This is a genomic window from Ramlibacter sp. JJN2-2R, assembly GCF_057747835.1.
Map to the genome: position 1 here is coordinate 525,614 of NZ_CM173226.1, position 26,123 is coordinate 551,736.

Annotated in this window: 28 protein-coding genes; 14 read left to right on the forward strand and 14 right to left on the reverse strand. The window is 70.5% G+C overall.

What is annotated here, in order from left to right; all coding sequences use genetic code 11:
* Positions 1-18: 18 nt before the first annotated feature.
* From AC3ANR_RS02625 to AC3ANR_RS02640, 4 genes are read left to right on the forward strand one after another with little or no spacing between them, the layout of a single operon-like run.
* The gene (locus AC3ANR_RS02625) at positions 19-1,482 is read left to right on the forward strand and encodes an N-acyl-D-amino-acid deacylase family protein (RefSeq protein ID WP_488290322.1); all 1,464 of its coding nucleotides are present in this window, start codon (positions 19-21) and stop codon (positions 1,480-1,482) included.
* A 1-nt stretch (position 1,483) separates the two neighbouring features.
* The gene (locus AC3ANR_RS02630; RefSeq protein WP_488290323.1) at positions 1,484-2,617 is read left to right on the forward strand and encodes a DSD1 family PLP-dependent enzyme; all 1,134 of its coding nucleotides are present in this window, start codon (positions 1,484-1,486) and stop codon (positions 2,615-2,617) included.
* 5 nt (positions 2,618-2,622) lie between these two features.
* The gene (locus AC3ANR_RS02635; protein ID WP_488290324.1) at positions 2,623-3,594 is read left to right on the forward strand and encodes an ornithine cyclodeaminase family protein; all 972 of its coding nucleotides are present in this window, start codon (positions 2,623-2,625) and stop codon (positions 3,592-3,594) included.
* Between the two features lie 2 nt (positions 3,595-3,596).
* Positions 3,597-4,577: a LysR family transcriptional regulator gene (locus AC3ANR_RS02640; protein WP_488290325.1), complete on the forward strand. Its 981-nt coding sequence runs from the start codon at positions 3,597-3,599 to the stop codon at positions 4,575-4,577.
* Positions 4,578-4,625: 48 nt separating this feature from the next.
* On the opposite strand, the gene AC3ANR_RS02645 is transcribed toward AC3ANR_RS02640, so the two are convergent.
* Positions 4,626-5,180, reverse strand: coding sequence for a porin family protein (locus tag AC3ANR_RS02645; protein WP_488290326.1), 555 nt, complete (start codon positions 5,178-5,180; stop codon positions 4,626-4,628).
* Positions 5,181-5,317: 137 nt separating this feature from the next.
* Entirely contained in the window at positions 5,318-6,211 is an 894-nt protein-coding gene (locus AC3ANR_RS02650; protein WP_488290327.1) for an EamA family transporter, read from the reverse strand.
* A gap of 52 nt (positions 6,212-6,263) precedes the next feature.
* Between AC3ANR_RS02650 and AC3ANR_RS02655 the strand changes: the two genes are divergently transcribed.
* The 3 genes from AC3ANR_RS02655 (at position 6,264) to AC3ANR_RS02665 (ending at position 7,489) form a co-directional block, all read left to right on the forward strand.
* Complete coding sequence (locus tag AC3ANR_RS02655; protein WP_488290328.1) at positions 6,264-6,995, forward strand: haloacid dehalogenase type II; 732 nt, start codon at positions 6,264-6,266, stop codon at positions 6,993-6,995.
* Positions 6,996-7,073: 78 nt separating this feature from the next.
* Entirely contained in the window at positions 7,074-7,313 is a 240-nt protein-coding gene (locus AC3ANR_RS02660; RefSeq protein WP_488290329.1) for a hypothetical protein, read from the forward strand.
* Positions 7,314-7,315: 2 nt separating this feature from the next.
* A complete protein-coding gene (locus AC3ANR_RS02665) occupies positions 7,316-7,489 on the forward strand; it encodes a hypothetical protein (protein WP_488290330.1) in 174 nt (57 codons plus the stop codon).
* Here AC3ANR_RS02665 and AC3ANR_RS02670 read toward each other — a convergent pair.
* The 10 genes from AC3ANR_RS02670 to gspG are packed head-to-tail and all read right to left on the reverse strand — an operon-like array spanning position 7,486 to position 16,463.
* Positions 7,486-8,874, reverse strand: coding sequence for a GspE/PulE family protein (locus tag AC3ANR_RS02670; RefSeq protein ID WP_488290331.1), 1,389 nt, complete (start codon positions 8,872-8,874; stop codon positions 7,486-7,488). The two genes, AC3ANR_RS02665 and AC3ANR_RS02670, sit on opposite strands and share 4 nt — an antisense overlap.
* Before the next feature lie 8 nt (positions 8,875-8,882).
* Complete coding sequence (gene gspD, locus AC3ANR_RS02675) at positions 8,883-10,994, reverse strand: type II secretion system secretin GspD (RefSeq protein ID WP_488290332.1); 2,112 nt, start codon at positions 10,992-10,994, stop codon at positions 8,883-8,885.
* A 5-nt stretch (positions 10,995-10,999) separates the two neighbouring features.
* The gene (gene gspN / locus AC3ANR_RS02680) at positions 11,000-11,794 is read right to left on the reverse strand and encodes a type II secretion system protein N (RefSeq protein WP_488290333.1); all 795 of its coding nucleotides are present in this window, start codon (positions 11,792-11,794) and stop codon (positions 11,000-11,002) included.
* A gap of 15 nt (positions 11,795-11,809) precedes the next feature.
* Positions 11,810-12,292 carry a type II secretion system protein M gene (locus AC3ANR_RS02685; protein ID WP_488290334.1) on the reverse strand — a complete coding sequence of 161 codons (483 nt, stop codon included), beginning with the start codon at positions 12,290-12,292 and terminating at the stop codon, positions 11,810-11,812.
* Positions 12,289-13,494 (reverse strand): type II secretion system protein GspL, encoded by a 1,206-nt coding sequence (gene gspL, locus AC3ANR_RS02690; protein ID WP_488290335.1) that lies wholly within the window; start codon positions 13,492-13,494, stop codon positions 12,289-12,291. The genes AC3ANR_RS02685 and gspL overlap by 4 nt, the downstream gene beginning before the upstream one ends.
* Before the next feature lie 41 nt (positions 13,495-13,535).
* Positions 13,536-14,510, reverse strand: a complete 975-nt coding sequence (gene gspK / locus AC3ANR_RS02695; RefSeq protein ID WP_488290336.1) for a type II secretion system minor pseudopilin GspK — start codon at positions 14,508-14,510, stop codon at positions 13,536-13,538.
* Positions 14,507-15,220, reverse strand: coding sequence for a PulJ/GspJ family protein (locus AC3ANR_RS02700; protein ID WP_488290337.1), 714 nt, complete (start codon positions 15,218-15,220; stop codon positions 14,507-14,509). Before AC3ANR_RS02700 ends, gspK begins: the two co-directional genes overlap by 4 nt.
* 1 nt (position 15,221) lies before the next feature.
* Positions 15,222-15,578 (reverse strand): type II secretion system minor pseudopilin GspI, encoded by a 357-nt coding sequence (gene gspI / locus AC3ANR_RS02705; RefSeq protein ID WP_488290338.1) that lies wholly within the window; start codon positions 15,576-15,578, stop codon positions 15,222-15,224.
* Positions 15,575-16,051, reverse strand: a complete 477-nt coding sequence (locus tag AC3ANR_RS02710; protein ID WP_488290339.1) for a pilus assembly FimT family protein — start codon at positions 16,049-16,051, stop codon at positions 15,575-15,577. The genes gspI and AC3ANR_RS02710 overlap by 4 nt, the downstream gene beginning before the upstream one ends.
* The gene (gene gspG / locus AC3ANR_RS02715; protein WP_488290340.1) at positions 16,026-16,463 is read right to left on the reverse strand and encodes a type II secretion system major pseudopilin GspG; all 438 of its coding nucleotides are present in this window, start codon (positions 16,461-16,463) and stop codon (positions 16,026-16,028) included. Before gspG ends, AC3ANR_RS02710 begins: the two co-directional genes overlap by 26 nt.
* 39 nt (positions 16,464-16,502) lie before the next feature.
* Here gspG and AC3ANR_RS02720 point away from each other — a divergent pair, with 39 nt between their 5' ends.
* The gene (locus tag AC3ANR_RS02720; protein WP_488290341.1) at positions 16,503-17,063 is read left to right on the forward strand and encodes a type II secretion system protein N; all 561 of its coding nucleotides are present in this window, start codon (positions 16,503-16,505) and stop codon (positions 17,061-17,063) included.
* 9 nt (positions 17,064-17,072) lie between these two features.
* Here AC3ANR_RS02720 and ilvA read toward each other — a convergent pair whose 3' ends face one another.
* Positions 17,073-18,617, reverse strand: coding sequence for a threonine ammonia-lyase, biosynthetic (ilvA, locus tag AC3ANR_RS02725; protein ID WP_488290342.1), 1,545 nt, complete (start codon positions 18,615-18,617; stop codon positions 17,073-17,075).
* A 250-nt stretch (positions 18,618-18,867) separates the two neighbouring features.
* Between ilvA and AC3ANR_RS02730 the strand changes: the two genes are divergently transcribed.
* On the forward strand, positions 18,868-19,317 hold the full coding sequence (locus AC3ANR_RS02730; RefSeq protein ID WP_488290343.1) for an OsmC family protein: 450 nt from the start codon (positions 18,868-18,870) through the stop codon (positions 19,315-19,317).
* On the opposite strand, the gene coq7 is transcribed toward AC3ANR_RS02730, so the two are convergent.
* Positions 19,318-19,935, reverse strand: coding sequence for a 2-polyprenyl-3-methyl-6-methoxy-1,4-benzoquinone monooxygenase (gene coq7 / locus AC3ANR_RS02735; RefSeq protein ID WP_488290344.1), 618 nt, complete (start codon positions 19,933-19,935; stop codon positions 19,318-19,320).
* 287 nt (positions 19,936-20,222) lie between these two features.
* Here coq7 and AC3ANR_RS02740 point away from each other — a divergent pair, with 287 nt between their 5' ends.
* The 5 genes from AC3ANR_RS02740 to AC3ANR_RS02760 all read left to right on the forward strand — a co-directional run bounded on the left by AC3ANR_RS02740 (position 20,223) and on the right by AC3ANR_RS02760 (position 26,105).
* Positions 20,223-21,338, forward strand: a complete 1,116-nt coding sequence (locus AC3ANR_RS02740; protein WP_488290345.1) for a porin — start codon at positions 20,223-20,225, stop codon at positions 21,336-21,338.
* Between the two features lie 90 nt (positions 21,339-21,428).
* On the forward strand, positions 21,429-22,208 hold the full coding sequence (locus tag AC3ANR_RS02745; protein ID WP_488290346.1) for a DUF3047 domain-containing protein: 780 nt from the start codon (positions 21,429-21,431) through the stop codon (positions 22,206-22,208).
* 83 nt (positions 22,209-22,291) lie between these two features.
* The gene (locus AC3ANR_RS02750; protein ID WP_488290347.1) at positions 22,292-23,272 is read left to right on the forward strand and encodes an ABC transporter permease; all 981 of its coding nucleotides are present in this window, start codon (positions 22,292-22,294) and stop codon (positions 23,270-23,272) included.
* Entirely contained in the window at positions 23,272-24,498 is a 1,227-nt protein-coding gene (locus AC3ANR_RS02755) for a M20 aminoacylase family protein (protein WP_488290348.1), read from the forward strand. The genes AC3ANR_RS02750 and AC3ANR_RS02755 overlap by 1 nt, the downstream gene beginning before the upstream one ends.
* A 32-nt stretch (positions 24,499-24,530) precedes the next feature.
* Complete coding sequence (locus AC3ANR_RS02760) at positions 24,531-26,105, forward strand: ABC transporter substrate-binding protein (RefSeq protein ID WP_488290349.1); 1,575 nt, start codon at positions 24,531-24,533, stop codon at positions 26,103-26,105.
* The last annotated feature ends 18 nt before the right edge of the window (positions 26,106-26,123 follow it).

The following is a 26,123-nucleotide window of genomic DNA, read 5'->3' on the forward strand; positions in this document are numbered from 1 at the left end:
CTCCAACAAGACCGAGCCATGCCTTCGTCCCCCTTCGACCTCCTGATCCGCAACGCCACCGTCATCGACGGCACCGGCGCGCCCCGTTTTGCCGGCGACATCGGTGTGCGCGGTGACCGCATCGAGCGCGTGGGCGACCTCGCGGCGCACAGCGGTCGCACCGAAATCGACCTGCACGGGCGCATCGCCGCGCCCGGCTTCATCGACGCCCACACCCACGACGACCGCCTGATGCTGTCGGCCGGCGACATGGCGCCCAAGGTGAGCCAGGGCGTGACCACGGTGGTCGCCGGCAACTGCGGCATCTCGCTGGCCCCGATGCCGCGGCCGATCCCGCAGCCGGTCACGCCGCCGCTGAACCTGCTGGACGACGCCGGCGGCTGGTTCCGGTTCCCGCGCTTCGCGAGCTACGTGCAGGCGCTGGGCGAGCAGCCGGCGGCGACCAACTGCGCGCTGCTGGTCGGGCACACCACGCTGCGCGTGGCCACGATGGACGACCTGGAGAAGCCGGCCACCGCCGCGCAGGTGGCGCAGATGCGCTCGCTGGTGCAGGAGGCGATGGAGGCCGGCGCCGTCGGCGTGTCCACCGGCCTGTTCTACGAGCCGGCGATCGCCGCGCCCACGGAGGAGGTGATCGAGACCTGCCGCCCGCTGAAGGACTTCCACGGCCTCTACTGCACCCACATGCGCAGCGAGGCCGACGACGTGATGGACTCGCTGGAGGAGACCTTCCGCATCGGCCGCGAAGTGGGCGTGCCGGTCGTGATCTCGCACCACAAGGTGGTCGGGCAGGCCAACTACGGGCGCTCGCAGGAGACGCTGGCCTTCATCCGCAAGAACATGGCGCTGCAGCCGATCTGCCTGGACTGCTACCCGTACACCGCCGGGTCCACCATCCTCTCGGCCGACCGCGCGGCCAGTTCGTCGCGGGTGATCGTGAGCTGGTCCAAGAGCCTGCCGCAGCACGCGGGCCGCGACCTGGCCGACATCGTGCGCGACATGGGCGTGTCGCAGGAGGAGGCCATCCGCCGCCTGAAGCCGGCCGGCGCCATCTACTTCCGGATGGACGAGGCCGACGTGCAGCGCATCCTGCAGTTCGACGAGACGATGATCGGCTCCGACGGCCTGCCGCACGACGCGTCGCCGCATCCACGGCTGTGGGGAAGCTTTCCGCGGGTGCTGGGCCACTACGGCCGCGCGCTCAAGCTGTTCCCGCTGGAGACGGCGGTGCACAAGATGACCGGCCTCACGGCCAGGAACTTCGGCCTGGCCGACCGTGGGGTGATCCGCGAAGGCGCCTACGCGGATCTCACGCTGTTCGACGCCGACACCGTCGACGAGGCGGCCACCTATGCCAAGCCGATCGAGCCGGCGCGCGGCATCGACACCGTGGTCGTCAATGGTCGCATCGTGTGGCGCGGCGGTCGCCCGAGCGGCGAACGGCCGGGCCGCGTGCTGCCCCGCCAGGCCGTGGGGGCGTGACATGGAGCGCCTCCTGGACAGGATGGAAACCCCGGCGCTGCTGCTGGACGAGGCGCGGATGGAGCGCAACATCGAGCGCATGCGCCGGCAGGTGCGGCGGCTGGGCGTGTCGTTCCGCCCGCACGTGAAGACCAACAAGAGCATCGACGTCTCGCGGCGGCTGATGGACAGCCCGCAGGGGCCGATCACGGTCTCGACCCTGCTGGAGGCGGACCAGTTCGCCGCGGCGGGCGTGACGGACATCCTCTACGCCGTGAGCATCGCGCCGAACAAGTTGGACCATGTGATGGCCCTGCAGGCGCGCGGCGTGCAGATGTCGATCATCCTCGACAGCGTGGAGGCGGCGCGCCTGGTCGGTGAGCGCCTGCCGCGCGAGGCGCGGCGCCCGCACGTGCTCGTGGAGGTCGACTCCGACGGCCACCGCTCGGGCGTGAAGCCCGATGCCCCCGAGCTGCTGGAGATCGGCCGCGTGCTGGCCGCCGCGGGCGTGCCGGTGCACGGCGTCATGACGCACGCCGGCAGCTCCTACGACTGCCGCTCGGCGGAAGCGATCCGCCAGGTCGCGGAGCAGGAGCGGGCGGCCATCGTGCACGCGGCGACGCGCCTGCGCGACGCCGGCATGCCGTGCCCGGTGGTGAGCCTGGGCTCCACGCCCACCGCGCTCTTCGCCGAGCACCTGGAGGGCGTGACGGAGTTGCGCGCCGGCGTGTTCGTCTTCTTCGACCTGGTCATGGCGGGGCTGGGCGTGTGCGAGATCGACGACATCGCACTGTCGGTGCTGGCCACCGTCATCGGCCACCAGCGGGACAAGGGCTGGACCTTGCTCGATGCAGGCTGGATGGCCATGTCACGCGATCGCGGCACGGCCAAGCAGCCGCTCGACCAAGGCTACGGGCTCGTCTGCGACCTGGCGGGCCGCCCGCTCGATGACCATGTGCTGGTCGACGCCAACCAGGAGCACGGCATCATGGCGCGGCGTCCGGGCAGCGGGCCGGGCACGCTGCACCTGCCGCTGGGCACGCAGGTGCGCATCCTGCCCAACCATGCGTGCTCGACCGCCGCCCAGTACGCCCGGTACGAGGTCCTGCGGGGTGGCGACGTGGCAGCGCGCTGGCCGCGCTTCAGTGGGTGGTGACCGGCATGCGCATCCTCTCCGAACAGGACGCCCGCGCTCTCGTGGGCATGGAAGACGCCATCCGCGTGGTCGAGGAAACCTTCGCCGCGATGGCGCTGGGCACCGCGCGCAACTACCCGGTGGTGCGCGAATCGCTGGGCAGCCATGACGCCGTGTTCGGCGTGAAGACGGGCGCGGACACCGCGCGGCCGCTGCTGGGGCTCAAGGCCGGGGGGTACTGGCCGCACAACCACGCGGCGGGGCTGACGAACCACCAGTCCGCGACGCTGCTGTTCGATGCGGCCACCGGCCGCGCCGCCGCGCTGGTGAGCGCCAATTACCTCACCGGCGTGCGCACGGCCGCCGCCAGCGCCATCGCCACGAAATACCTGTCGCGGGCCGACAGCGCCGTGCTGGGCATCATCGGCACGGGGACGCAGGCGCTCTACCAGCTGCAGGCCACGCTGGCGGTGCGGCCCATCCGGCGCGTGCTGGCGTTCAACCGGTCGGCGCAGAAGCTGCGCGCGTTCGGCGAGGCGGTCGCCGCGCTGGGCCTGGCCTTCGAGCCGCAGGAGAGCGCCAAGGCCGTCGCCGCGCAGGCCGACGTGCTGATCACCGTCACGCCCTCCCAGCGTCCGCTGGTGGAGCGGGACTGGGTGCGGCCCGGCACGCACCTGTGCGCGATGGGTGCCGACACCCGGGGCAAGCAGGAGCTCGATCCGGCACTGGTGGCCTCGGCGGCGGTGTACGTGGACGAGCTGGCGCAGGCGGTGTCCATCGGCGAGTGCCAGCACGCGGTCGCGGCCGGGCTGCTGCAGCCGGCCGACATCCGCGGCACGCTGGGCGAGCTCGTTGCCGGCCGCTGCGCCGGCCGGAGCAGCGACCAGGAGATCACCCTGTTCGACGGCACGGGCGTGGCGCTGCAGGACCTGGCGGTCGCCGACCTTGCGCTGCGGCTGGCGATCAGCCGCGGCATGGGGTCGCAGGTGGCGTACTAGCGATGCCGAACGACGCCACGGATCTGCGGTTCTTCGTGGCGGTGACCGAGGCCGGCTCGCTGGCCGAGGCGGCTCGCCGCATGGACGTGACGCCGTCGGCGGTCTCGCAGCACCTGCGCCAGCTGGAAAGCCGGTTGGGACTGCACCTGGTGCACCGGAGCACGCGCCGCTTCAGCCTCACGGACGAGGGCGAGCTGTTCTATGCCGGTGCCATCGACCTGCTGGCGAGGCTGGACGCGTTGACCGACAACTTGCGGGCCCGCTCCAGTGAAGTGGCGGGCACGCTCAACGTCTGCGGCCCGCTGGGCTTCGGCCGCCGCTACCTGGCTGCCGCCGTCGCGGAGTTCCACACGCGCCATCCGCGCCTGCTGGTGTCGCTCAACCTCACGGACGTGGTGCCGCAGGCCGACTCGAGCCGCTTCGACGTCCTGGTCCACATCGGGCACCTCGCTGACTCCAGCAGGGTGGCCTACCCCGTCGCGCCCAACACGCGGATGCTCTGTGCGTCACCGGCGTACCTCGCCTCGCGCGCCGCGCCCCGCGACCCCGACGACCTGACTCGGCACGATTGCATCGTGCTGCGGGAGAACCAGGAGGACGTCACGCTGTGGCGGCTGCGCAAGGAGGGGCGCGAGGTCGCCGTGCGCGTGCCGCCTGCGCTGTGCAGCAACGACGGCGACGTGGTCAAGCAGTGGGCGCTGATGGGCAAGGGCATCCTCATGCGCTCCGAATGGGACGTCGCCGACGAGCTGGCGCAGGGGACGCTGGTGCGGGTGCTGCCCGACTGGCGGCTGCCCGACGCCGACGTGGTCGCGCTGGTGGACCACCGCAGCGGCATGTCGGCGCGCGTGCGCCTGTTCCTCGAGTTCCTGCAGGCTCGCTTCCGGCCGCTGCCGGCGTGGCGGCAGCCAGGCGCCGCGAAGGGGCCGGGGGCCGCCAAGGGCCGGGCCGCGGCTGGCGGTCGAGGCGGACGCTCCCCATGAAAAAAGCCCGCCGAAGCGGGCTTTCTCTCTGTGCGCGCCGGTGCGCGATCAGAAGCGGTAGCCGACGCCGACGGTGAAGCCGTCGAGCGTGTCGCCGTCCTTCTTCGTGTAGCGCATGTAGTCGACACCCACGTACATCTTGGGCGACACGTTGAAGTTCGCGCCCAGGCCGTACGAGAAGCTGTTGTCGGTGCCCGAATCGCTGACCGACACGGCGCCGGCGCTGGCGGTGCCGCGCACGCGCGTCTGGGCGTAGCCCAGGCGGCCGAACAGCTCGAACTGGTTGCCGATCACGGCCTTGGGCTTGACGTACAGGCCCATGACGTGACGGACGTCGGCGGTGACGTTCACGCCGCTGAAGGTCGTGCTGTCCTTCTGGGTGCCGAAGCCCACGATGGCTTCCGCGGCGACGTTCGGGCTGAACTCGTAGCCCAGCACGCCACGCAGCATGCTCGGGTTGAAGCTGGGGCCGCCGTCGACGGACAGCTTCATCCAGGTGTAGCCGAGTTCACCGTACACCGGGCCGCTGCGGACGGACTGGGCCTGGGCGCCACCGGCGATGAGGGCGGCTGCTGCTGCGACAGCGATTGCGATTTTTTTCATTGGTTCCCCATGAGGATGTGAGTCGACTCCGGATGGAGCCGCTGTTGAGTCTAGTGACGGCCAGCCGCGCAAGGCAAGCAAAGCAGGCGCGCCAGGGTCATTCCGTCGCCTTGGCGCGACGCAACTTTTGGCGGATGTCAGCGTGCCGACAGCCCCCGCGCGCGTGCCTTCAGGTGCGGCCAGGCCACGTTCAGCGCCAGCCCCGAGAGCACCAGGCCCGCAGCGGCGAGTTTCCAGCCCGGAAGCGGCTCGCCCAGCCACCAGGCCGAGGCCGCCATGCCGAACACGGGCACCAGCAGCGCCATGGGCGCCACCGCGGCCGCCGGATACCGCGAGAGCAGCCAACTCCAGGCCGCATACCCGAACAAGGTGTTGGCCCAGGACTGCCAGGCCACGGCCAGCCAGGTCCCGGCGCCCGCTGCACGCAGGCTGGCCAAGATCCGGTCGGGGCCTTCGAACGCCAGCGACAAGGCGAGCAGCACGGGGATGGAAAAGGCGCTGGACCAGACCACATAGGCCAGCATGTTGATGCTGCCGGCGCGCTTGGTCAGGATGTTGCCGGACGCCCAGGAGAACGCCGCGCCCAGCACGAGCGCCAATCCGGACCAGGTCGTCGTGGCGTCGGTGTGCCACCCCACGACCAGCAGGCCGGCCGCCGCCAGCGTCACCGAAGCGGCCTGGAACGGCCGCAGCCGCTCGTGGGCCAGCCACATGGCCAGGCCGATGGTGAAGAACACCTGCGTCTGCACCACCAGGGACGCCAGGCCGGGCGAGATGCGGCCATCGATGGCGATGTACAGCAGGCCGAACTGGCCGGCGCCGATCAGCAGCCCGTAGCCCGCCAGGTTGGCCAGCGCGACGCGCGGCCGCGGCAGCAGGAAGACCGCGGGCACCAGCGCGAGGAGGAATCGGAGGGTGGCGAAGAGCAGCGGCGGCAGGTCATGCAGTGCGGTCTTGATCACGACGAAGTTGGTGCCCCACACGGCGACGACGGCGAGGGCCAGCAGGAGATGGGCGGGCGACAGCGGCATGTCCGCGAGTGTCGCCTGCCCGCCGCCGCTTTGCCGCGCCTACACTCGCCCCATGGCATCCGAGCCCCTGTCCGCCCGGGAACTGGCCACCCATGTGCGGGTGCTGGCTTTCGACGTGTTCGGCACCGTCGTCGACTGGCACGGCAGCATCGTGCGCGAGATGCGGGCGCTGCATCCGCAGGTGGACGGCGACGCCTTCGCGCGCGCCTGGCGCGACGGCTACCGCCCGGCGATGGACCGGGTCGCAAGCGGCGAGCTGCCCTGGACGCGGATCGACGAACTGCACCGCCTGATCCTGGACGAGATCCTGCCGCGCTTCGGGCTCGGTCACCTCGACGAGGCGGCGCGCCGCCACCTCAATCGCGCCTGGCACCGGCTGCAGCCGTGGCCGGACAGCGTGGCGGGACTGCAGCGGCTGAAGACGCGGTTCACGATCTGCACCCTGTCCAACGGCAACATCGGCCTGCTCACCGACATGGCCAAGCACGCGGGGCTGCCCTGGGACTGCGTGCTGTCGGCCGAGGTGTTCCGGGCCTACAAGCCCGACCCCGCGGCGTACCTCGGCGTGGCCGGCATCTTCGACCTGGAGCCGGGGCAGGTCATGCTGGTCGCAGCGCACCACGACGACCTGGCTGCGGCCCGGGCGTGCGGGCTGCGCACGGCGTACGTGGAGCGGCCGCTGGAGTTCGGCGTCGCGCACCCCAAGGATGTCGGCCCGCAGCCGGGCAACGACCTGCACTGCCGCGACTTCGGCGATCTGGCCGATCAGCTCGTCCCCGGCTGAGTGCTGTCGGCACGCGCCGACAGCAACCCCGGGCAACGGCTGAATGCGGCGACGCCGCCGGCGGCCGACCATGCGTGCATGTGCCCGGCCGACACCACCCCCGATCCGCGCGACATGGAGCGCATGCCCGAGTCGCAGGCCATCCCGCAAGGCAAGCGCCTGCACGGCGCCCGGCAGGCCGAGCCCGACATCGCGCATCGCCCGCCGCTGCCCGACCATCCCGCGATCCTGGCGGCCGACGTCGAGGATGAAGAAGCCGACCCCGTCGTGGACGACGGCCCCGGCATTGCCGACGGTGCCACCCAGCCGCGCCAATGACGATGAAGCGCCTGCATGACGTGCCCGCGCCGGACTCGGTGCCGCCCGTGAACAACCCGGACCCGTCGCCGGGAGATGAGCGGCCGAAGGTGCCGCCGCCGGAGGGCGGCCGCACGCCGCCGCCGGTGGAACTGCCCGGCAAGCCGGGCGTGCCCGAACGGGTGGAGCGCCCCTAGTCGCGGGTGACCCGCAGCAGTTCCTCGCGCGAGGTGACGCCCTCGCGCACGAGGCGCTCGCCGTCGTCGCGCATCAGCGTCATGCCGCCGGCCAGTGCCGCGGCGCGGATCTCGGCCTCCGACGCGCGGTTGTGGATCATGGCCCGGATGGCGTCGTTCACGAGCATGAGCTCGAAGATGCCGGTGCGCCCTTGGTAGCCGGTCTGGCCGCACTCGGCGCAGCCGGCGCCCTGGCAATGCGGGCAGAGCTTGCGCACCAGCCGCTGCGCGAGCACGCCCAGAAGCGAGGAGCTGAGCAGGAACGGCTCGACGCCCATGTCGGTCAGGCGGGTCACGGCGCTGGCCGCATCGTTGGTGTGCAGCGTGGCCAGCACCAGGTGGCCGGTCAGCGAAGCCTGGATGGCGATCTGCGCCGTCTCCTGGTCGCGGATCTCGCCGATCATGATGATGTCGGGGTCCTGCCGCAGGATGGCGCGCAGCGCCTTGGCGAAGTCGAGGTCGATCTTGTCGTTGACCTGCGTCTGGCCGATGCCGGGCAGCTCGTATTCGATCGGGTTCTCGACCGTCATGATGTTGCTGCTGCTCGCGTCCAGCCGCGAGAGCGCCGCGTACAGCGTCGTGGTCTTGCCCGAGCCGGTGGGCCCGGTCACCAGGATGATGCCGTGCGGCTGCGTCACCAGGCCGAGGAAGCGCTGCAGCGTGTCGCCCGTCATGCCGACCGACTCGAGGCTGAGCTTGTTCTCGCTCTTGTCCAGCAGGCGCAGCACGGCGCGCTCGCCATGGGCGCTGGGCAGCGTGGACACGCGCACGTCGACCGCCCGGGTGCCGATGCGCAGCGAGATGCGGCCGTCCTGCGGCAGCCGCTTCTCGGCGATGTCCAGGTCGGCCATGATCTTCAGGCGCGAGATCAGCGCCGCGTGCAGGGCGCGGTTGGGCTGCACCACCTCGCGCAGCGTGCCGTCGACGCGAAAGCGCACCGACGAGTGCCGCTCGTAGGGCTCGATGTGGATGTCGCTCGCGCCATCGCGCGCCGCCTGCGTGAGCAGCGCGTTGAGCATGCGGATGATGGGCGCGTCGTCGCTGGTCTCCAGCAGGTCCTCGACCGCGGGCAGCTCCTGCATCATGCGCGACAGGTCGGCGTCGTTCTGCACCTCGCTGACCACCGTGGCCGCGCTCGATTCGCCCTGCGCGTAGGCGGCGCTGATGCGCTGCGCCAGCGCCGCCGGGTCGAGCTGCTGCAGGCCGCGCACCGGGTACTTGCGCATCACCTCGCTCCAGGCCGAGGGCGCGGGCGAGCCCGCGTGCCACAGGGTCACGGCCTGGCCGTCGTCCTCCAGCAGCAGCTGGTGGCTGCGGGCGAAGCTGTAGGGCAGGGGATAGCGCATCGGATCATTCAGCGGGCGTTGGGGGGGGCGGCCTCGGCGGGCACCGGCGGGCCGGACGGCTCGGCAGCGGGCGGCGTGCGCGGCGTGGTGGCCGGCAGCACCGGGGCCGAGTTGATCGGCACGACGATGCTGCGGGGCGGCTGGCCGGCCTCCTGCTTCAGTCGCATCAGGTCGTAGCGATCGAGCGAGAGTTCATCGGTCTGCGAGGCATCGCGCAGCACCACCGGGCGCAGGAACACCATCAGGTTGGTCTTCTTGCGCGTGCGCGAATCGGCCCGGAACAGATTGCCCAGCACCGGAACGTCGCCCAGCCCCGGCACCTTCTGCTCGCTGCCCGAGTACTCGTCCTGCAGCAGGCCGCCGAGCACGACGACCGAGCCGTCGTCCACCAGCACGTTCGACTCGATCGAGCGCTTGTTGGTGATCAGGCCCTGGGCGGAGTTCAGCGAGGTCGGCTCGACGCTGGAGACCTCCTGGAAGATCTGCATCTTCACCGTGCCGTTCTCGTTGATCTGCGGCCGCACGCGCAGCGTGAGGCCCACGTCCTTGCGCTCGAAGGTCTGGAACGGATTGACCGAGCCGCTGGAGGCGCCGGTGTTGGTGAACTGGCCGGTGATGAAAGGCACGTTCTGGCCGATCACGATGCGGGCTTCCTCGTTGTCCAGCGTGAGCAGGTTCGGGGTCGACAGCACGTTGCCGTCGGCATTGGACTCGAGGAAGCGCGCCAGCGCCGCCAGCACGTAGGTGCCGTTGATGTTGCGCACCGCGCCGATGTTGATGCCGGTCGAAGGCAGCGTGGCCGGCTGCTGGGTGTTGAGGCTGATGATGTTGGCGCCGCCGATCGTGAAGTTGGTGCCGATGGCGCCGATCGTCTTGTCGCCCTTGCCGCCCAGGATGTCCTGCCACTGGATGCCGAACTCGGCGGCCTTGGTGGCATTGACTTCGACGATCAGGCTCTCGATGAAGACCTGGGCCCGCCGCTGGTCCAGGCGGTCGATGACGGCACGCAACTGGCGGTACTGGGGCTCGGGCGCCGTGATGATGAGCGAGTTGGTCGCCGGGTCGGCCTGGATCTGCCCGCCGGTGGAGGGCGGGGCCGAAGGCTGTGCCGCGGCGGCGGCCGGGTTGGCCGCGGTGGCGGCGCCGGGTTGGGCGCTCGTGCCCGAGGTGGCCACCGCACCCAGCCCCACCGGGCCGCCCGGGCCGGTGGCCGTCGTGGCCGTGGCGGCGAGCGCGGCACGCAGCGTGGTGGCCAGGCGCGTGGCGTCGGCGTTCTTCAGGTAGACGACGTAGATGTTGCCGTTGGCGTTCTGCGAGGTCGGCTGGTCGACCCGCTCGATCAGCGTTCGCACCAGGTTCAGCCGCGCCGGATTGGCGGCCCGCACGATCAGGCTGTTGCTGCGCGGCTCGGCGATCACGGTGGTGCGGAACGAGGTGTCGGCCTGGCCTTGCGCCGCCGCGGGCGTGCCGCCGCCCGCATCCACCAGTCGCTGCACGACCGGTGCGACGTCGGGGGCGAGCGCGTTCTTCAGCGGGATCACCTCGACGTCGGTGGCATTGGACACGTCGAGCGCCGAAATGATGCGGCCCAGGCGCTGCAGGTTGTCCGCGTAGTCGGTGATCACCAGCGAGTTGTTGCCGGGATTGACGTTGATCGTGTTGTTCGGCGAGATCAGCGGCCGCAGGATCGGCACCAGGTTGTTCGCCGTCTCGTAGTTCAGGCGGAAGATCTGCGTCACCAGCTGCGAGCCGGCCGGCGGCGAGCCCACCGACACCCGGCCGCCTTGCAGCTTGGCGTCGGCCTCGGGCACCACCTTCAGCAGGCCGCCCGCGTCGACCACCGTGAAGCCCGACATCCGCAGCGTGGACACGAACTGGTCGAACGCGGTCTGCGGCGGCACCGGCCGGTCGGTGTTCAGCGTGATCGTTCCCTTCACCCGCGGGTCCACCACGATGTTGCGCCCCGTGATCGCCGCCATCGTCCGCGCCACCGCCTCGATCTCGGCGTTGGCGAAGTTCAGCGTGACCGGCTCGCGCGAGGCACGCTGGGCATGCGCGCCGGCGGCGGCGGCGAGCGCCGCGGCGGCGAGCAGGGAGAGCAGGGCGGGACGGATGTTCATGACGTTCAGCCTATCGTGATGATGGATCGGGCGCCCTCGCGGCGGCCGATGATGTTCAGCAGGTTCGCGAGAGCGGCCTCGCGATCAGGCGCCGCGCTGGCCTCGCCGGAAAAACGCAGCCTGGCACCCACCCATTGGCCCGAGCCACTGAGTTGCAGCGCGCCCTCGAGCGTCGACAACTGCAGTCCCGGCACGGCGCCGCCCGCGAGCACGAGGCGGTAGCTGCCCATGGGACGCAGCGTCGAGACGCGCGAGGAGACGCGTTGCGCCGTCAGTTCGGCGCGGCCAGCCATCGCGAGCCGACCCTCGACCCATTCTAAGGACAGGCTCTGCGTTTTGAGGTCCAGATCGCCGTCGAGCTGCAGCGTGTTCCAGGGCGTTCCCAAGCCGGACAACAGGGCCGCCGGCCAGGTCGATCGGCCGTCGGCGATCTCCAGGCGCATCGCGCGCCAACCGGGCCGCACGCGGGCGGTCAGCGGTTGCGGCGTGCAGCAGCTGCTTTCGAGCACGACCCGGATCCCGCCCCACGCCGGACGCATGTGCCAGTCCAGCCGCGTGGGCAGGGTGGCGGCATCGCCGCTGCCCGGTCCGCCGGTGAGCACGAAGGCGGCCGACCCGTTCCAGATCGTGCCCCGCGGCTCCTGCAGCAGGATCTGCCCGCCGGTGGCCGCGCTCACACGCGAGCTCAGCCAGCGTGCCGGCGCGAACAGCGTGAGCGCGACCGCGGCCCCCGCCAGCGCACCGAGGGCAGCCCAGGACCAGGGAACGGGGGAACGGGCGATGGAGGTGGCGCGCGGCACCCGCTCGATCCTCGGCTAGCGCGACGGCAGGGTGAGCACGAGCGTGCCGTCCCAGCCGCCTGTGGCCCCGCGTGCGAGCCGCGCCTCGGCGGGCAGGGCGCGCGCGTTCACGCGGGCCTGCGCCAGCCACGTGGCGAGCGCGTCCGCCGGCGCGTTGGCCAGCGTGAGCGTCACGCGTTCGCCGGCGACGGCCATCCGCGCGCTGGTGCCCAGGCGCTGGCGCACCGACTCCTCGAGCGCCCGCAGCGACTCGTCGTGGCCCTGCTTGGGCTGCGACTGCAGCGCCTGCGCCTGCTGCTGCAGGCCGCGCATGCGTCCGAGCTGGCCGTCCAGGGCGCGGTGCTGCGCGTCCGCCGTGCGCAGCACGGCCAGCGCCGGCGCCACGGCGATCCACCACAGCGCCGCGAGCACGACGGCTGCGGCGGCGCCGGCGATCAGCAGCTTCTCCCGGGGGGCCAGCGGCTGCCACCAGCCGGTCCACTGTTCGCGCAAGCTCATGGCTGCGTCTCCTGGCGCACGACGAGGGTGTCGCCCTGCAATGTGGCCGCATAGCCTTGCCGACGCAGGGCCTGCTGGATGGGTTGTGCTTCCGCCGCGGAACCGGCCAGGCCCCGCACGCGCAGTTCCGCGCCCGAGAAGTCGAGCGAGGTCGCCGCGCGGTTGGGTGGCGCGGCGCTCGCGAGCGCCGCGAGCATCGCTTCGAGGTCGCGCCCGGACACGGCGCCGCTGGCCTGCCGCAACGCGGCCACCTCGCGCTCCATCTGCGCCGGCGCATCGACCACGGCCCGCACCTGCGGGAACGTCTGGGTGAGGATCGCGCGGCCCGCGTCCCGTTTGCCGGCGAGCGAGCTGCGCTCCTTCCATGCGTACGCGTTCAGGCCCAGGACCTGGAGGGCGACGAGCGCGATGGCGGCCCAGCGGGCCGGCCGCCATTGCGGCGCGCGCAGCAGTTCGGCCCAGGAGGTCGACAGCTGGCGGAACGCGCGCGCTCGGCCGGAGGTGGCGAACTCGAACTGGGCCAGGTCCCAGCCGGTCTGCGCCGCCTGGCGCAGGCGCTCGGCCGGCGGCTGGATGCGGGGCGGGTGCTGCAGCACCGTCTCGGCCAGTCCCGCCACGGCGGGCTCGGCGATCACGAGCGTGGATTCGGGCAGGGCGGGCAGCAGCGCGAGCGATGCATTGGCAAGCGGCAGGGCGATGACGCCGTCGGCCGCCGCGTACACGACCTGCGCGTCGTCGGCCTCGCCCAGTGCGTAGAGCACCGGCTCGCCTTCCGGCGCGAATTCGGGAACCACGCGACCCGCGGGACGGCCTGCGGCGTCGAGCACCTGCAGTGCATTGCGCAGCCAGCTGCGGTTGCACACCGCCACCCACGCCGGCTGCTCCGGCGCCGCGTTGGGCGCCAGCGCGAAATGCAGGTCGTCCGGTTCGTCGAGCAGGCGGTCCTCGAGCAGGCCCTCGAGGACGGCTCGCAGCCGCGGCGATCGCGGGCCCGCCCCCTTGGGCAGGTCCACGCGGTGCCAGGACAGCATGGCTGCCGGCACGATGGCCACGATCTCGCTGCCCGCCCCCGAGGGCGGGGGCAGCAGCGTGGCGGCGGCCGCACGCGGCGGCGCGCCCCGGCCTTCGGCGGCGAGCACGTACTGGAATTCCGTGGCCGCACTGGCGGGCGTTCGGGGCAGCAGGACGAAGAGCGAGCTCATGGGACCGGGCATTGTAGAAAGCCCGGAACCCAACCGTGGGCTCAGCGGCTCGCGCCGGCTTGCGCCTGGGCCACGGCGTCGACGACGCCGCGCTCGCGCCAGAGGGTGCGGACGTTGCCGGTGATCCGCTCCACCAGCGAGCGCTCTTCAATGACGATGCGGTCCAGCCGGAGGCGACCGCGCACCTCGAAGTACTGCGAGGCGAAACCGATGCTGTTGTCGAGCGTGAGCGTGGGGTGCTGTGACAGCGCCTGGCGCAGGTCCTGCTGGTTGCGAAACGGGTTCTGCGAGCGCCTGGCCACCAGCTCCTGCGCCTCGGCGAGGGTGATGCCCTCGACGGCGGCGAAGATCACTTCGGCCGGCGCGGTGTTCACGTTCACCGGCACCCGTGCCGGGAGCACCGTCACGTAGGGGGTCAACGCCTGCACCGTGCTCGCCGGCAGCCCGAGCCACACCAGCTGGTCGGCCTTCTGCGGCGCCAGGGCCGCCTGCGACGCGGACTGGTTGTCGGTGCTGATGTCGTTGGCAAAGCGCAGGTTCTCGGCGAACGCGCCGAGCTGGGACTGCGGCAGGCCCAGCAGCGAGAACAGGCGCTGGAAGCTGCGCATGCCGGACTCGGACACCTTGCCGCCCTCGACCAGGTTGCCCACGTTCAGCAGACCCTGCTGGTCGATGATCTGGCCGGAGAGGAACACGTTGTCCGCATCGGTGCCGGTCAACTCGCCGCCGGACCGGTCGGCGGCCAGGAAGGTGGACAGGCGCGCCTCCTGCAAGGGAACCGCCCACGGCTCGGCCAGGTGGTCGATGCCGCCGGCGCGCGCGTCCTCGCGCAGGATCAGGCGGGCCCAGTCCAGCGCGCCGGTGAGCACCCAGCTCGCCTGCGCGCGCGTGCGCTCGGCCGCTTCCACCTCGACGCTGCGCCACTGCTGCCACATCGCCGCGGCGGCGAAGGTGGCCACCAGGGTGACGGTCAGCATCGCCATCAGGAGCGCGGCGCCGCGCTGGCGTGCCTTCATGACTTGCCGCCTCCCACGGTCGGCCGCACCCAGTCGCGCAGGAGGTCGCCGCCGAGGGCCTGCCCCGGGGCGAGCGTCAGCAGGATGCGCACGCCGTCCGGGATGGCCGCCGTGCGGGTGGCGCCGGGCAGCGCCGGGCCGGGCAGCGGCTGGCTGGCCGGCGGGCTGGCCGGGGCGGCCTGGGTGGCGTCGCTGGAGAGGGGGTTGGTCCATGCATCGCGGCGGTAGAAGAACACCTGCCACTCCAGCAGGTCCGTGACTGCCACTTCGCTGGCGGAGGCATCGGCCGCGCTTCCTTGCGCCCACACGTCCGCGCGCCGCCATGCTTCCTGCAATTGCCCGCGCGTGGTGACCGGCACCGACTGCCAGCGCATCCAGCGGCTCACGCCCGCATCGACGCGACGCGCCCAGCCGACCACCACCACGCCCTGCGCGGGCTGGCCCGGGGCTGTGCGGGTGAGCCGGAAGACCCGGCCGTTCCAGTCGATCGGCGTGATCTGCGGCAATTCGACCAGGGCATCCAGGTCGGCGCCCCACTGGTCCAGGCCCACCTGCAGCGACTGCACCTGGTCGGCGCGCAGCTTGGTCTGTTCCTGCGCGCGCACCATGCCGTCGATGCCGCGCCAGCTCATGACCGCCAGCAGCGCGAGCACGAACAGCGCGACGAGCAATTCGACGAGGGTGAAGCCGTGTTGGCGGGCCGTGCGCATCTCAGAAGCGTCCAACGACGGTGGAGATGCGCAGCACGGGCGAGTCGGCCTCGAAGACCTGCGCGTCGACGCGGCGGAAGTTGGGGTTGGGCGTCGGCGCGATCGTGACGGCCACCACGAAGTCGGTGTTGGCCTGCCGACACGGCACGCGTTGCTCGCCGGCGCCCGGGAGCTGGCGCGCGAGGCGCACCTTCACCATTTCATTCTCGGCGCACATCTGCGCCAGCAGCACGCTGGACTGGCGCAGGGCATTGTTGGTGAGCGAGGCGGTCGCCTGCAGGCCCGCCACCAGCGCGATGGCGACGATCGCCAGCGCCACCAGCACCTCGATCAGCGTGAATCCGCGGGCGCGTTTCATGGCGACGTGCCGCTGACGGCGAAGGGGTGCAGGCCGTCGGTGGCGACGCTGAGCGTGCGCTGCGGCGCGGACGTCGAGCCCAGGACCACCGACTGCCGCGCGATCACCGGTTCGGGACCCAGCACGAGGGGACCGCCGGAGAGCACGACGGTGGTCTCGTTCAGCCAGTTGTCGGGCAAGGCGCCCTGGGGCAGGCCTTCGAACAGGAACCCGCCTTCCAGCGGCTGCCAGACCACGGTGACGCCGCTGGTGCGCGATTGCGCGCGGGCCGATTCGAACAGGGCCGCCAGCCGCTGGGCTTCGCGGTCGAGCTGGGTGGATGCGTTGTCGCGCAGCGCGAAGCTGACGCCGGCGGTCGCGATGGCAATGATCGCCACCACGACCAGCAGTTCGATCAGCGTGAAGCCGGCGGTGGCCGCACGGGCGCGGGACGGGCGGGCCTGCGCACTATTGCCAGGAGCCGACGTCCGCATTCTTGCCCTCGCCACCCGGTTGCCCGTCGGCGCCGTACGACATCACGTCGATCTCGCCTTTGACGCCGGGGTTGAGGTACTGGTACGGCCGCCCCCACGGGTCGTTGGGCAGCCGCTCGAGATAGGGTTTCCAGTTGGGCGGAGTCGGGCCGACGCTGGGCTTGCTGACGAGCGCCTGCAGGCCCTGTTCGGCGGTCGGATAGCGCTGGTTGTCGAGCCGGTAGAGCTTGAGCGCCTGCATCAGGTTGTTGACGTCGGTGCGCGCGGCCGTGGCGCGCGCATCGTCGGCGCGCTCGAGGACGTTGGGCACGATCAGGGCGGCCAGCACGCCAATGATGACCAGCACCACCATCAACTCGATGAGGGTGAAGCCGGCCTGCGCGGTGCGGCGTGCGGAACGGTAGAGCTTCATTCGGTGCAGTCTGCCAAATCGATCAATGATAATCGCCGCATGGTGAGCACGAGGGACATGAACTGGACCGTTCGCGGGGTCACATTCGTGCTCTGGGCGGCCGCGGCCGCGAGTGCGGTGTACTGGGGCCTGAAGCTCGGGGGCGGCGGCGCGTCGGCGCCCGTGGCGCCTTCGGGGCTGGGCCAGCCCGCGCCCGCCGATCCCGCGGCCATCGCGCGGCTGCTCGGGCACAACCCCGGTGCCGCCACGCCGGCCAGTGCCGCGCCGCTGTCGGCCCGCTTCCAGTTGCTCGGTGTCGTCGCCGATGCGAGCCGGCATGGCGCCGCGCTGATCGCGGTCGATGGGCGGCCGGCCAAGCCGTTTCGCATCGGCAGCGCCGTCGACGAGGGGCTGGTGCTGCAGTCGGTCGCGCCGCGCCGCGCGGTGCTGGCCGCCACGCCCGACGGCCCGGCGGTGGTCACGCTGGAACTGCCGCAGCCGTCGCAGGCCCAGGGCCAGCCGCCGCAGCCTTCCCAGCCGGCGCAGCCCCAACCGATGCAGCCCCAACCGATGCAGCCCCAACCGATGCAGCCCCAGCCGCCGCAGCCGGCGCAGCGCTGAGCGGCGCGCTCAGCTGCGCAGGAACAGCCGGTAGGCCGGGTTGCCGGTTTCTTCGACGTAGGGATACCCCAGCGTGTCCAGGAATGCCTGGAACGCCGTGTCGTCGTTCTTCGGCACCTGCATGCCCACCAGGATGCGGCCGTAGTCGGCGCCCTGGTTGCGGTAGTGGAACAGCGAGATGTTCCAGCTCGGGCGCATGTGCGAGAGGAATTTCAGCAGCGCGCCCGGCCGCTCCGGGAACACGAAGCGAAGCAGCCGCTCGTCGTGCGCCAGCGGCGAGTGGCCGCCCACCATGTAGCGCACGTGCTCCTTGGCCAGGTCGTCATGGGTCAGGTCCAGCGCCTCGAAACCGTGCCGGGTGCAGTTGGCGGCGATGCGTGCCGACTCGCCCTTGCCATGCGTGGCCAGGCCCACGAACACGTGCGCCTTGGCTGCATCGCTGATGCGGTAGTTGAACTCGGTCACGTTGCGCGGCCCCCCGGGCAGCGTGCCGATCAACTCGCAGAACCGGCGGAAGCTCCCGCGCTCCTCGGGGATCGTGACCGCCAGCAGTGCCTCGCGTTCCTCGCCCACTTCGGCGCGTTCGGCGACGAAACGCAGGCGGTCGAAGTTCATGTTGGCGCCGCACAGGATCGCCGCGTAGGTCTCGCCACGCGTCTTGTGCTCGGCCACGTACTGCTTGATCGCCGCGATCGCCATCGCCCCGGCTGGCTCCACGATGCTGCGCGTGTCGACGAAGACGTCCTTGATCGCCGCGCAGACCGCATCGGTGTCCACGGTGACGAACTCGTCGACCAGGTCGCGGGCGATGCGGAACGTCTCCTCGCCGACCAGCTTCACCGCGGTGCCATCGGAGAACAGGCCCACGTCGGGCAGCGTGACGCGCTTGCGTGCCTGCACCGACTGCAGCATCGCGTCGGAGTCGTTCATCTGGACGCCGATCACCTTGACGTCCGGCCGCACGGCCTTGATGTAGTTGCTCACCCCGGCGATCAGACCGCCGCCGCCGACTGCGACGAACACGGCGTGCAGCGGCCCCTGCTGCTGGCGCAGGATCTCCATCGCGATCGTGCCCTGCCCGGCGATCACGTCCGGGTCGTCGAAGGGGTGGATGAAGGTCAGCCCCGCCTTGTCGCGCAGCGCCGCGGCGTGCGTGTAGGCGTCCGAGTAGCTGTCGCCATGCAGCACCACTTCGCCGCCCAGCGCGCGCACGGCGTCGACCTTCACCTGCGGAGTGGTCACCGGCATGACGATCGTCGCGCGCGTCCCGAGCCGGTGCGCGGCCATCGCGACGCCCTGGGCGTGGTTGCCCGCCGAGGCGCAGATGACGCCGCGGGCGAGCTCTTCCGCCGACAGCTGGACCATCTTGTTGTAGGCGCCGCGCAGCTTGAAGCTGAAGACCGGCTGCTGGTCCTCGCGCTTGAGCAGCACCTTGTTGTGGAGCCGGCGGCTCAGTGCCTTGGCCGGTTCGAGGGGGGATTCGACCGCGACGTCGTACACCCGGGCCGTGAGGATCTTCTTGAGGTAATCGGCCGGCTTCAGGGACTTCGTCATGACTCGATGATAAGAGGCGGGTCCGCGCACTGTCGGGCTCGCCGGGCCCAAAGAAAAAGGCCTCCGGCCCTTGCGGTCCGGAGGCCAAATCCACCATTGGAGAGGTGGAGGAGACAATCGGCGCACAACCGCTTGGTTATGCTCGGAAACCAGTATAACGCCGGAGTTGCTGCGATGCAGCAAGCTCGGCCAGGATTAGCGGATTGACTTCTCGCCAAGCCCGGCTGATGGGCTGGCCAAAGGACGCGGCATGGAATGCACGGTGAGTTGGACGGGAGCGGCCGGAACCCGCTCCCCCATGGGATTCGTGGCGGAAACGGGAAGTGGGCACGTGCTCACGATGGACGGGGCGCCGGATGAGGCTCGGCCCGACAACGGCGGGCGCAACTTCGCGCCGCGCCCGATGGAGACGGTGCTGGCCGGCACCGGCGGCTGCACGGCGTACGACGTCGTCCTGATCCTCAAGCGCGGCCGCCACGCCGTCACCGGCTGCACGGTTCAGCTCACCTCGGAGCGCGCGCCGGCCGATCCGAAGGTGTTCACCAGGATCCACATGCACTTCACCGTGACCGGCAAGGGCATCCCGGCCTCGGCCGTGGAGCGCGCCGTGGCGATGAGCCACGACAAGTACTGCTCGGCCACGATCATGCTGGCCAAGACGGCCGAGATCACCACCAGCTTCGAGGTGCGGGAAGCCTGATCAGACGTGGTGGGCCGTGGTCGTCATGACCTTGGCCGCAGCCCGCATCAGCCCCTTGGCGAGGCCCGGCAGTTCGACCGCGCCCCTGGCCAGTGCCTGGGCCGCGTGCGAAGCCTCGTCCGCCTTCATCTGGGCCACGATCGCGCGCGAGGCGTGGTCGGCCGGCGGCAGCCGCTCGAGATGGCCGTCCAGGTGCGCCTCGACCTGCCGCTCGGTCTCCACCACGAAGCCCAGGCTCACGCGGTCGCCCAGGCGCCCGGCGAGCAGGCCCAGGCCGAAGGCCCCCGCATACCAGACGGGGTTGAGCAGCGACGGGCGCGAGCCGAGTTCGTCCAGCCGGGCGCGCGTCCACGCCAGGTGGTCGGTTTCCTCGCGGGCAGCGTGTTCGAAGTGCTCACGCAGCGCCGGGTCCGACGTGGCCGCTGCCTGCGCCGTGTAGAGGGCCTGGGCGCAGATCTCGCCGACATGGTTCACGCGCATGAGTGCCGCGGCCTCGCGCCGCTCATGCGCCGTGAGCGTCGTCGCGTCGCCGGGGACGACCGGGCAGGCGCGGCTGGCGCGATGGGGGGCGAACAGGGTGCGCAGCGCGCTGTCGGCCGCGCCAAGAAGTCGATCCATGGCGGCAGTTTAGGCCCGCGGACCGGCTGGCGGCCGCAGCGCCGGCGCGCCGGCGGCGAATCGGGCCTGTTGCGTCGGTTCCACTCATCCGCACGGCCATGTTGTCCCAGTGCAACGAAACGGGTCGGCCCGGGCTAAATACTTTGCGTCATGAATGACCGTCTGGTGCAATAGCGTCAACTTCCCAAAAGGAGGTTGGCCCGGGGATCTGGCGGGAGCACAAGAGTGCCTGCATTTGGTGAGCCCATCGCACCGGAGCCCTCTGTTTAACCTTGGAGAAACTTGCAATGAAAAAGACTCTGATTGCTCTGGCTGTGCTGGCCGCTGCTGGCACCGCCTCTGCTCAGTCCTCCGTGACCCTGTTCGGTATCGTCGACGCCACCGTCCAGCGCGTGTCGAACGGCGGCACCGGCGGCTCGGTGACCCGCGTGCACAACTCCGGTGAGAGCAGCTCCCGCCTGGGCTTCCGTGGCACGGAAGACCTCGGTGGTGGCCTGTCTGGCTCGTTCTGGCTCGAAGCTGGCGTCAACAACGACGACGGCACCGGCCAAGCCACCAGCAGCAACAACCAAGCCATCGGCGCGTTCGCTCCCGCCACCGGCGCCAACGCCCCGGTTCGTGCCGGCACGCAAGGCCTGACCTTCAACCGCCGCGCGACCGTCAGCCTGGCTGGCGGCTTCGGCGAGATCCGCCTGGGCCGTGACTACACCCCGCAATTCTGGAACCTGACGGTCTTCGATCCGTACGGCACCGTGGGCGTCGGCGCCAACCAGATGCTGAACAGCATCTCGGCCGCCATCCCGACCGCCGTTCGCGCCTCGAACACCATCGGCTACTTCCTGCCGGGCAACCTGGGCGGCTTCTACGGCCAGCTCCAGCTGTACCGTGGCGAGAACTCCAGCACCGTGGCCAACTCCGGCGACGGCAACGGCTGGGGCATGCGCTTCGGCTACTCCGCTGGCCCGGTGAACGTCGCGATTGCCAGCGGCCGCACCAAGTACGCCCTGACTGGCGACACCACCCAGAGCAACCTGGCTGGTTCGTACAACTTCGGCGTCGCCACCCTGCTGGCCCAGATCTCGCGTGACAAGATCGCTGCCCCGACCAACGTGACCGGCCGTGGTTACCTGATCGGCGCGACCGTGCCGGTCGGCGCTGGCCTGATCAAGGCTTCGCTGTCGCAGTACGTCACCGACGTGGCTGTTGGCACCGACCCGCGCGCCCGCAAGCTGGCGATCGGCTACGTGCACAACCTGTCCAAGCGCACCGCCGTGTACACGACCTGGGCCCGTGTCCAGAACAACAGCACCTCCAACGCTGCTGTGATCTCTGGCGCCGCCGCCGCCCCGTCGCTGGGCGCGTCGTCCAACGGTTACGACCTGGGCATCCGCCACAGCTTCTAATTCCGAGGCTGGGCAACCAGCCAGAAGAAATAAGAAACTTGAAAAGCCGCCTTCGGGCGGCTTTTTTTTTTGTGAGACGATGAAACCATGATGAGCTTGCCGCGCCGCCTTCGCCTGGGACCCGCCTCACTGATCCTGGGCGCGGCGTGGCTGGCGGGTTGTGCCACGGCGCCTCCCGACAGTGCGGCCGTCGCGGACACCGCGTGGGCGCAAGCGTCGCTGCTGGCGGCGGCGCCAGGCGCCGCGCCGGACGCGGGCTGGCAGCACCAGCGGCTGCCCGGCAAGACGCCGGTGCTGTTCGCCCCGGCCCGTGTCGACGGCCGCGACGCGCTCGCCGCCACCGCCGTCGCGGCGGCCAGCCTGGTGCGCCACCGCGTGCGCATCGATCCCGGCGAACTGGGCCGGCTGCGCTTCTCGTGGAAGGTGCCGCAACTGATCGCCGACGCCGACATGGCCCAACGCGATGCGGACGACTCCCCGGTGCGCGTGATCCTCGCCTTCGAAGGCGACCGCAGCCGGTTCTCGCCGCGCGACGCGATGCTCTCGGAGTTGATGCGAACCCTCACCGGCGAGGAACTGCCCTATGCGACGCTGATGTACGTGTGGTGCAACAAGCGCTCGCCCGGCTCCGTCATCCACAGCCCGCGCACCGGCCGCATCCGCAAGCTGGTGCTCGAGTCCGGTCCGGGCCGGCTGAACCAATGGCTCGACTACGAGCGCGACATCCGCGCCGACTTCGAGCGCGCCTTCGGCGAGCCCCCCGGCGCCCTGGTGGGCGTCGCGCTCATGACCGACAGCGACAACACGCATTCGACCGCGCGCGCCTGGTACGGACCGCTGCGCTTCGCCGCGGCGCGCCCGCGGCCCTGAGGCACTTTCGCTCCGATCTCAGTTCTTTCCCGGGGCTGGCCCGCAGCTTGCTCTGCTAGCATGGCCTCGCCTTCCTTGCCCCGATGCTCGCCTTCATTCTTCGACGCCTGCTGCAGGCCGTGGTCGTCATGGTCACGGTGGCCTTCATCGCATTTCTCCTGTTCCAGTACGTCGGTGACCCGGTCGTGTTCCTGCTCGGCCAGGACGCGCGTCCCGAGCAGATCCGGCAGCTTCGTGCCGACCTGGGCCTGGACCAGCCGTTCTTCGTGCAGTTCTGGCACTTCCTCGTGAATGCGGCGCAGGGCGAATTCGGCCTCAGCCTGCGGCAGGGGGCAAAGGTGTCGCGCCTGATCGCCGAGCGCTTCCCGGCCACGCTCGAACTGTCGCTGGTCGCAGCGGTGCTGGCCCTGGCCATCGGCATCCCCATGGGCGTCTACGCCGCACTGCGGCGGGGCACCTTCCTCAGCCAGGTGTTCATGACGCTGTCGCTGCTGGGCGTGTCGCTGCCGACCTTCCTGATCGGCATCCTGCTGATCCTGGCCTTCTCGGTCACGCTGGGCTGGTTCCCCAGCTTCGGGCGCGGCGAAACGGTGCAACTGGGCTGGTGGACCACGGGGCTGATGCGCGCCGACGGCTGGATGCACATCGTGCTGCCGGCCGTGACGCTGGCGATCTTCCAGCTCACGCTGATCATGCGGCTGGTGCGCGCCGAGATGCTGGAGGTGCTTCGCACCGACTACATCAAGTTCGCCCGCGCGCGCGGCCTCTCCGACCGCACGATCCACTTCGGCCATGCGCTGAAGAACACCCTGGTGCCGGTGATGACCATCACCGGCCTGCAGCTCGGTGGCCTGATCGCCTTCGCGATCATCACCGAGACCGTCTTCCAGTGGCCGGGCATGGGGCTGCTCTTCATCCAGGCGGTGACGTTCGCCGACATCCCGGTGATGGCCGCGTACCTGTGCCTCATCGCACTGATCTTCGTCGTGATCAACCTCGTCGTCGACATGCTCTACGTGGCCGTCGATCCGCGACTGCGCCTGTCGGGCGCCAAGGGTCACTGATGCTTGCCGCCGCCAGCATCCCGCGGCTGAAGGCCAACGGCCGGGCCTTCGCCCACATCACGAGGTTCCACCCGGACCTCACCGCCTTCCGGCGCGACCTGCACGCCCACCCCGAGCTGGGCTTCGAGGAGGTCTACACGGCCGGGCGCGTGCGCGAGGCGCTCAGGCTGTGCGGCGTCGACGAGATCCACACCGGCATCGGCAAGACGGGCGTGGTGGGAGTGATCCGCGGTCGCAGCACCGCGAGCGGGCGCCTGGTCGGCCTGCGGGCGGACATGGACGCGCTGACCATGACGGAGACCAACGAATTCGCGTGGCGTTCGGCCAAGGCCGGGATGATGCACGGCTGCGGGCACGACGGCCACACCGCGATGCTCGTCGGCGCGGCCCGCTACCTGGCCGAGACGCGCAACTTCGACGGCACGGCCGTCGTCATCTTCCAGCCCGGCGAAGAGGGCTTCGCCGGCGCCAAGGCCATGATCGAGGACGGCCTGTTCGACCGCTTCCCGGTCGAGGCCGTCTATGGCATGCACAACTGGCCGGGCCTCAAGCCCGGCACCATCGGCCTGAACTCCGGTGCCATGATGGCCGCGGCCGACAAGGTCACCATCGAGGTCACCGGCAAGGGCGGCCACGGGGCGCACCCCTACCTCGCGGTGGACCCGGTGCTGGTCGCCGCGCACATCATCACGGCGGCGCAGTCCGTCGTCTCGCGCAACGTGCGGCCCATCGACGGCGCGGTGGTCAGCCTGTGCGCCATGCAGGCCGGCGACGTGCACGCGATGAGCGTCATTCCGGGCAAGGCCGTGCTGGTCGGCACCGTGCGCACGTTCACCTCCGATGTGCAGGAGCTGGTGGAGCGCCGCCTCACCGAACTGTGCAGCGCCGTGGCGCTCGGTTTCGGGGCCACGGCGGTGGTCCGCTACGAGCGCGTCTATCCGGCCACGACCAACAGCGCCAGGGAGGCGTCGTTCGCGGCCGACGTGGCCGAATCCCTGGTCGGCGCCGACCACGTCATCCGCGACCTGGAGCCCAGCATGGGGGCCGAGGACTTCTCCTTCATGCTGCAGGTCAAGCCCGGCGCCTACCTGCGCATCGGCCAGGGCGGCGAGGGCAGCTGCATGCTGCACAACAGCCGCTACGACTTCAACGACGACATCCTTCCCCTGGGCTCGGCCTTGCACGCCGGCCTGATCGAACAGGCCCTGCCGCTCGCGGCGGCCTGAACTGCGTGAACCGCTCATCCAAGGAGCCATCGATGACAAGCAAGAACCACCTGCTGTACGCCGCCATCCTCTGCGCCTTCGCCGCCACGGCCGGCGCCCAGACGGTGCGCGTCGCCAACCAGGGCGACGCCCTGTCCATGGACCCGCACTCGCTGAACGAGACCGTCCAGCTGAGCGTGACGAGCAACGTGTACGAGCCGCTGATCAACCGCAACAAGGACCTGTCGCTCGCGCCGGCGCTGGCCACCTCGTGGAAGCAGGTGTCGCCCACCGTGTGGCGGTTCGAGCTGCGCAAGAACGTGCAGTTCCATGACGGCAAGCCGTTCACCGCGGACGACGTGATCTTCTCGCTGGCCCGCACCCAGGTGGACGGGTCGGACATGAAGAGCAACACGAACGACATCAAGGAAGTTCGCAAGGTCAACGACTTCGCGATCGACATCGAGACCAAGGCGCCGTTCCCCATCCTGCCCGACCAGCTCACCAGCACCTACATCATGAGCAAGCGCTGGTGCGAGGAGAACCAGGCCACCAAGCCGGTGGACCGCCGCAAGGGCATCGAGAACGCCGCCTCCTTCCGCGCCAACGGCACCGGCCCGTACCGCCTGCGCGAGCGCCAGCCGAACGTGCGCACCACCTTCGTGCGCAACGGCAACTACTGGGGCAAGATCGAAGGCAACGTGCAGGAAGTGGTGTTCACGCCGATCGGCAACGACGCCACCCGCGTCGCCGCGCTGCTGTCCGGCGAGATCGACGTGATGGAGCCCGTGCCGGTGCAGGACATCGAGCGGGTCAACGCCTCGGCGAACGCGAAGGCACTGGTCGCGCCCGAGCTGCGCACCATCTTCCTCGGCATGGACCAGAAGCGCGACGAGCTGCTCTACTCGAGCGTGAAGGGCAAGAACCCGTTCAAGGACAAGCGAGTGCGCCAGGCCTTCTACCAGGCCATCGACATCGAGGGCATCCGAAAGACCGTGATGCGCAACGCCTCGCTGCCCACGGCCCTGATGATCGGCCCGGGCGTCAACGGTTTCGCCCAGGACCAGAACAAGCGCCTGCCCTACGACCCCGACGCCGCCAAGAAGCTGCTGGCCGAGGCCGGCTATCCGCAGGGCTTCGAGGTGACGATGAACTGCCCGAACGATCGCTACGTCAACGACGCGCGCATCTGCCAGGCGGTGGCGGGCAACCTCGCGCGCATCGGCGTCAAGATCAACCTGGCCGCCGAGACCAAGGGCACGTACTTCCCCAAGATCCTGCGCCGCGACACCAGCTTCTACATGCTCGGCTGGACGCCCACCACGTACGACGCGCACAACGCGATGAATGCGCTGATGGCCTGCCCGGACGACAAGGGCGCCGGCCAGTTCAACCTCGGGAGCTACTGCAACGCCGAGTTCGACAAGCTCACGCGCGCCGTGCAGTCCGAAACCGACAAGGCCAAGCGCCTGGCGATGATCAAGCAGGCGTTCCAGATCCACAGCGACGACATCGGCCACATCCCGCTGCACCAGCAGTCGCTCGCCTGGGGTGTCAGCAAGAAGGTCAAGGTGGTCCAGCGCGGCGACAACTACCTCGACTTCAAGTGGATCTCGGTCCAGAAGTAATCCGTTGATCCGGGGCCG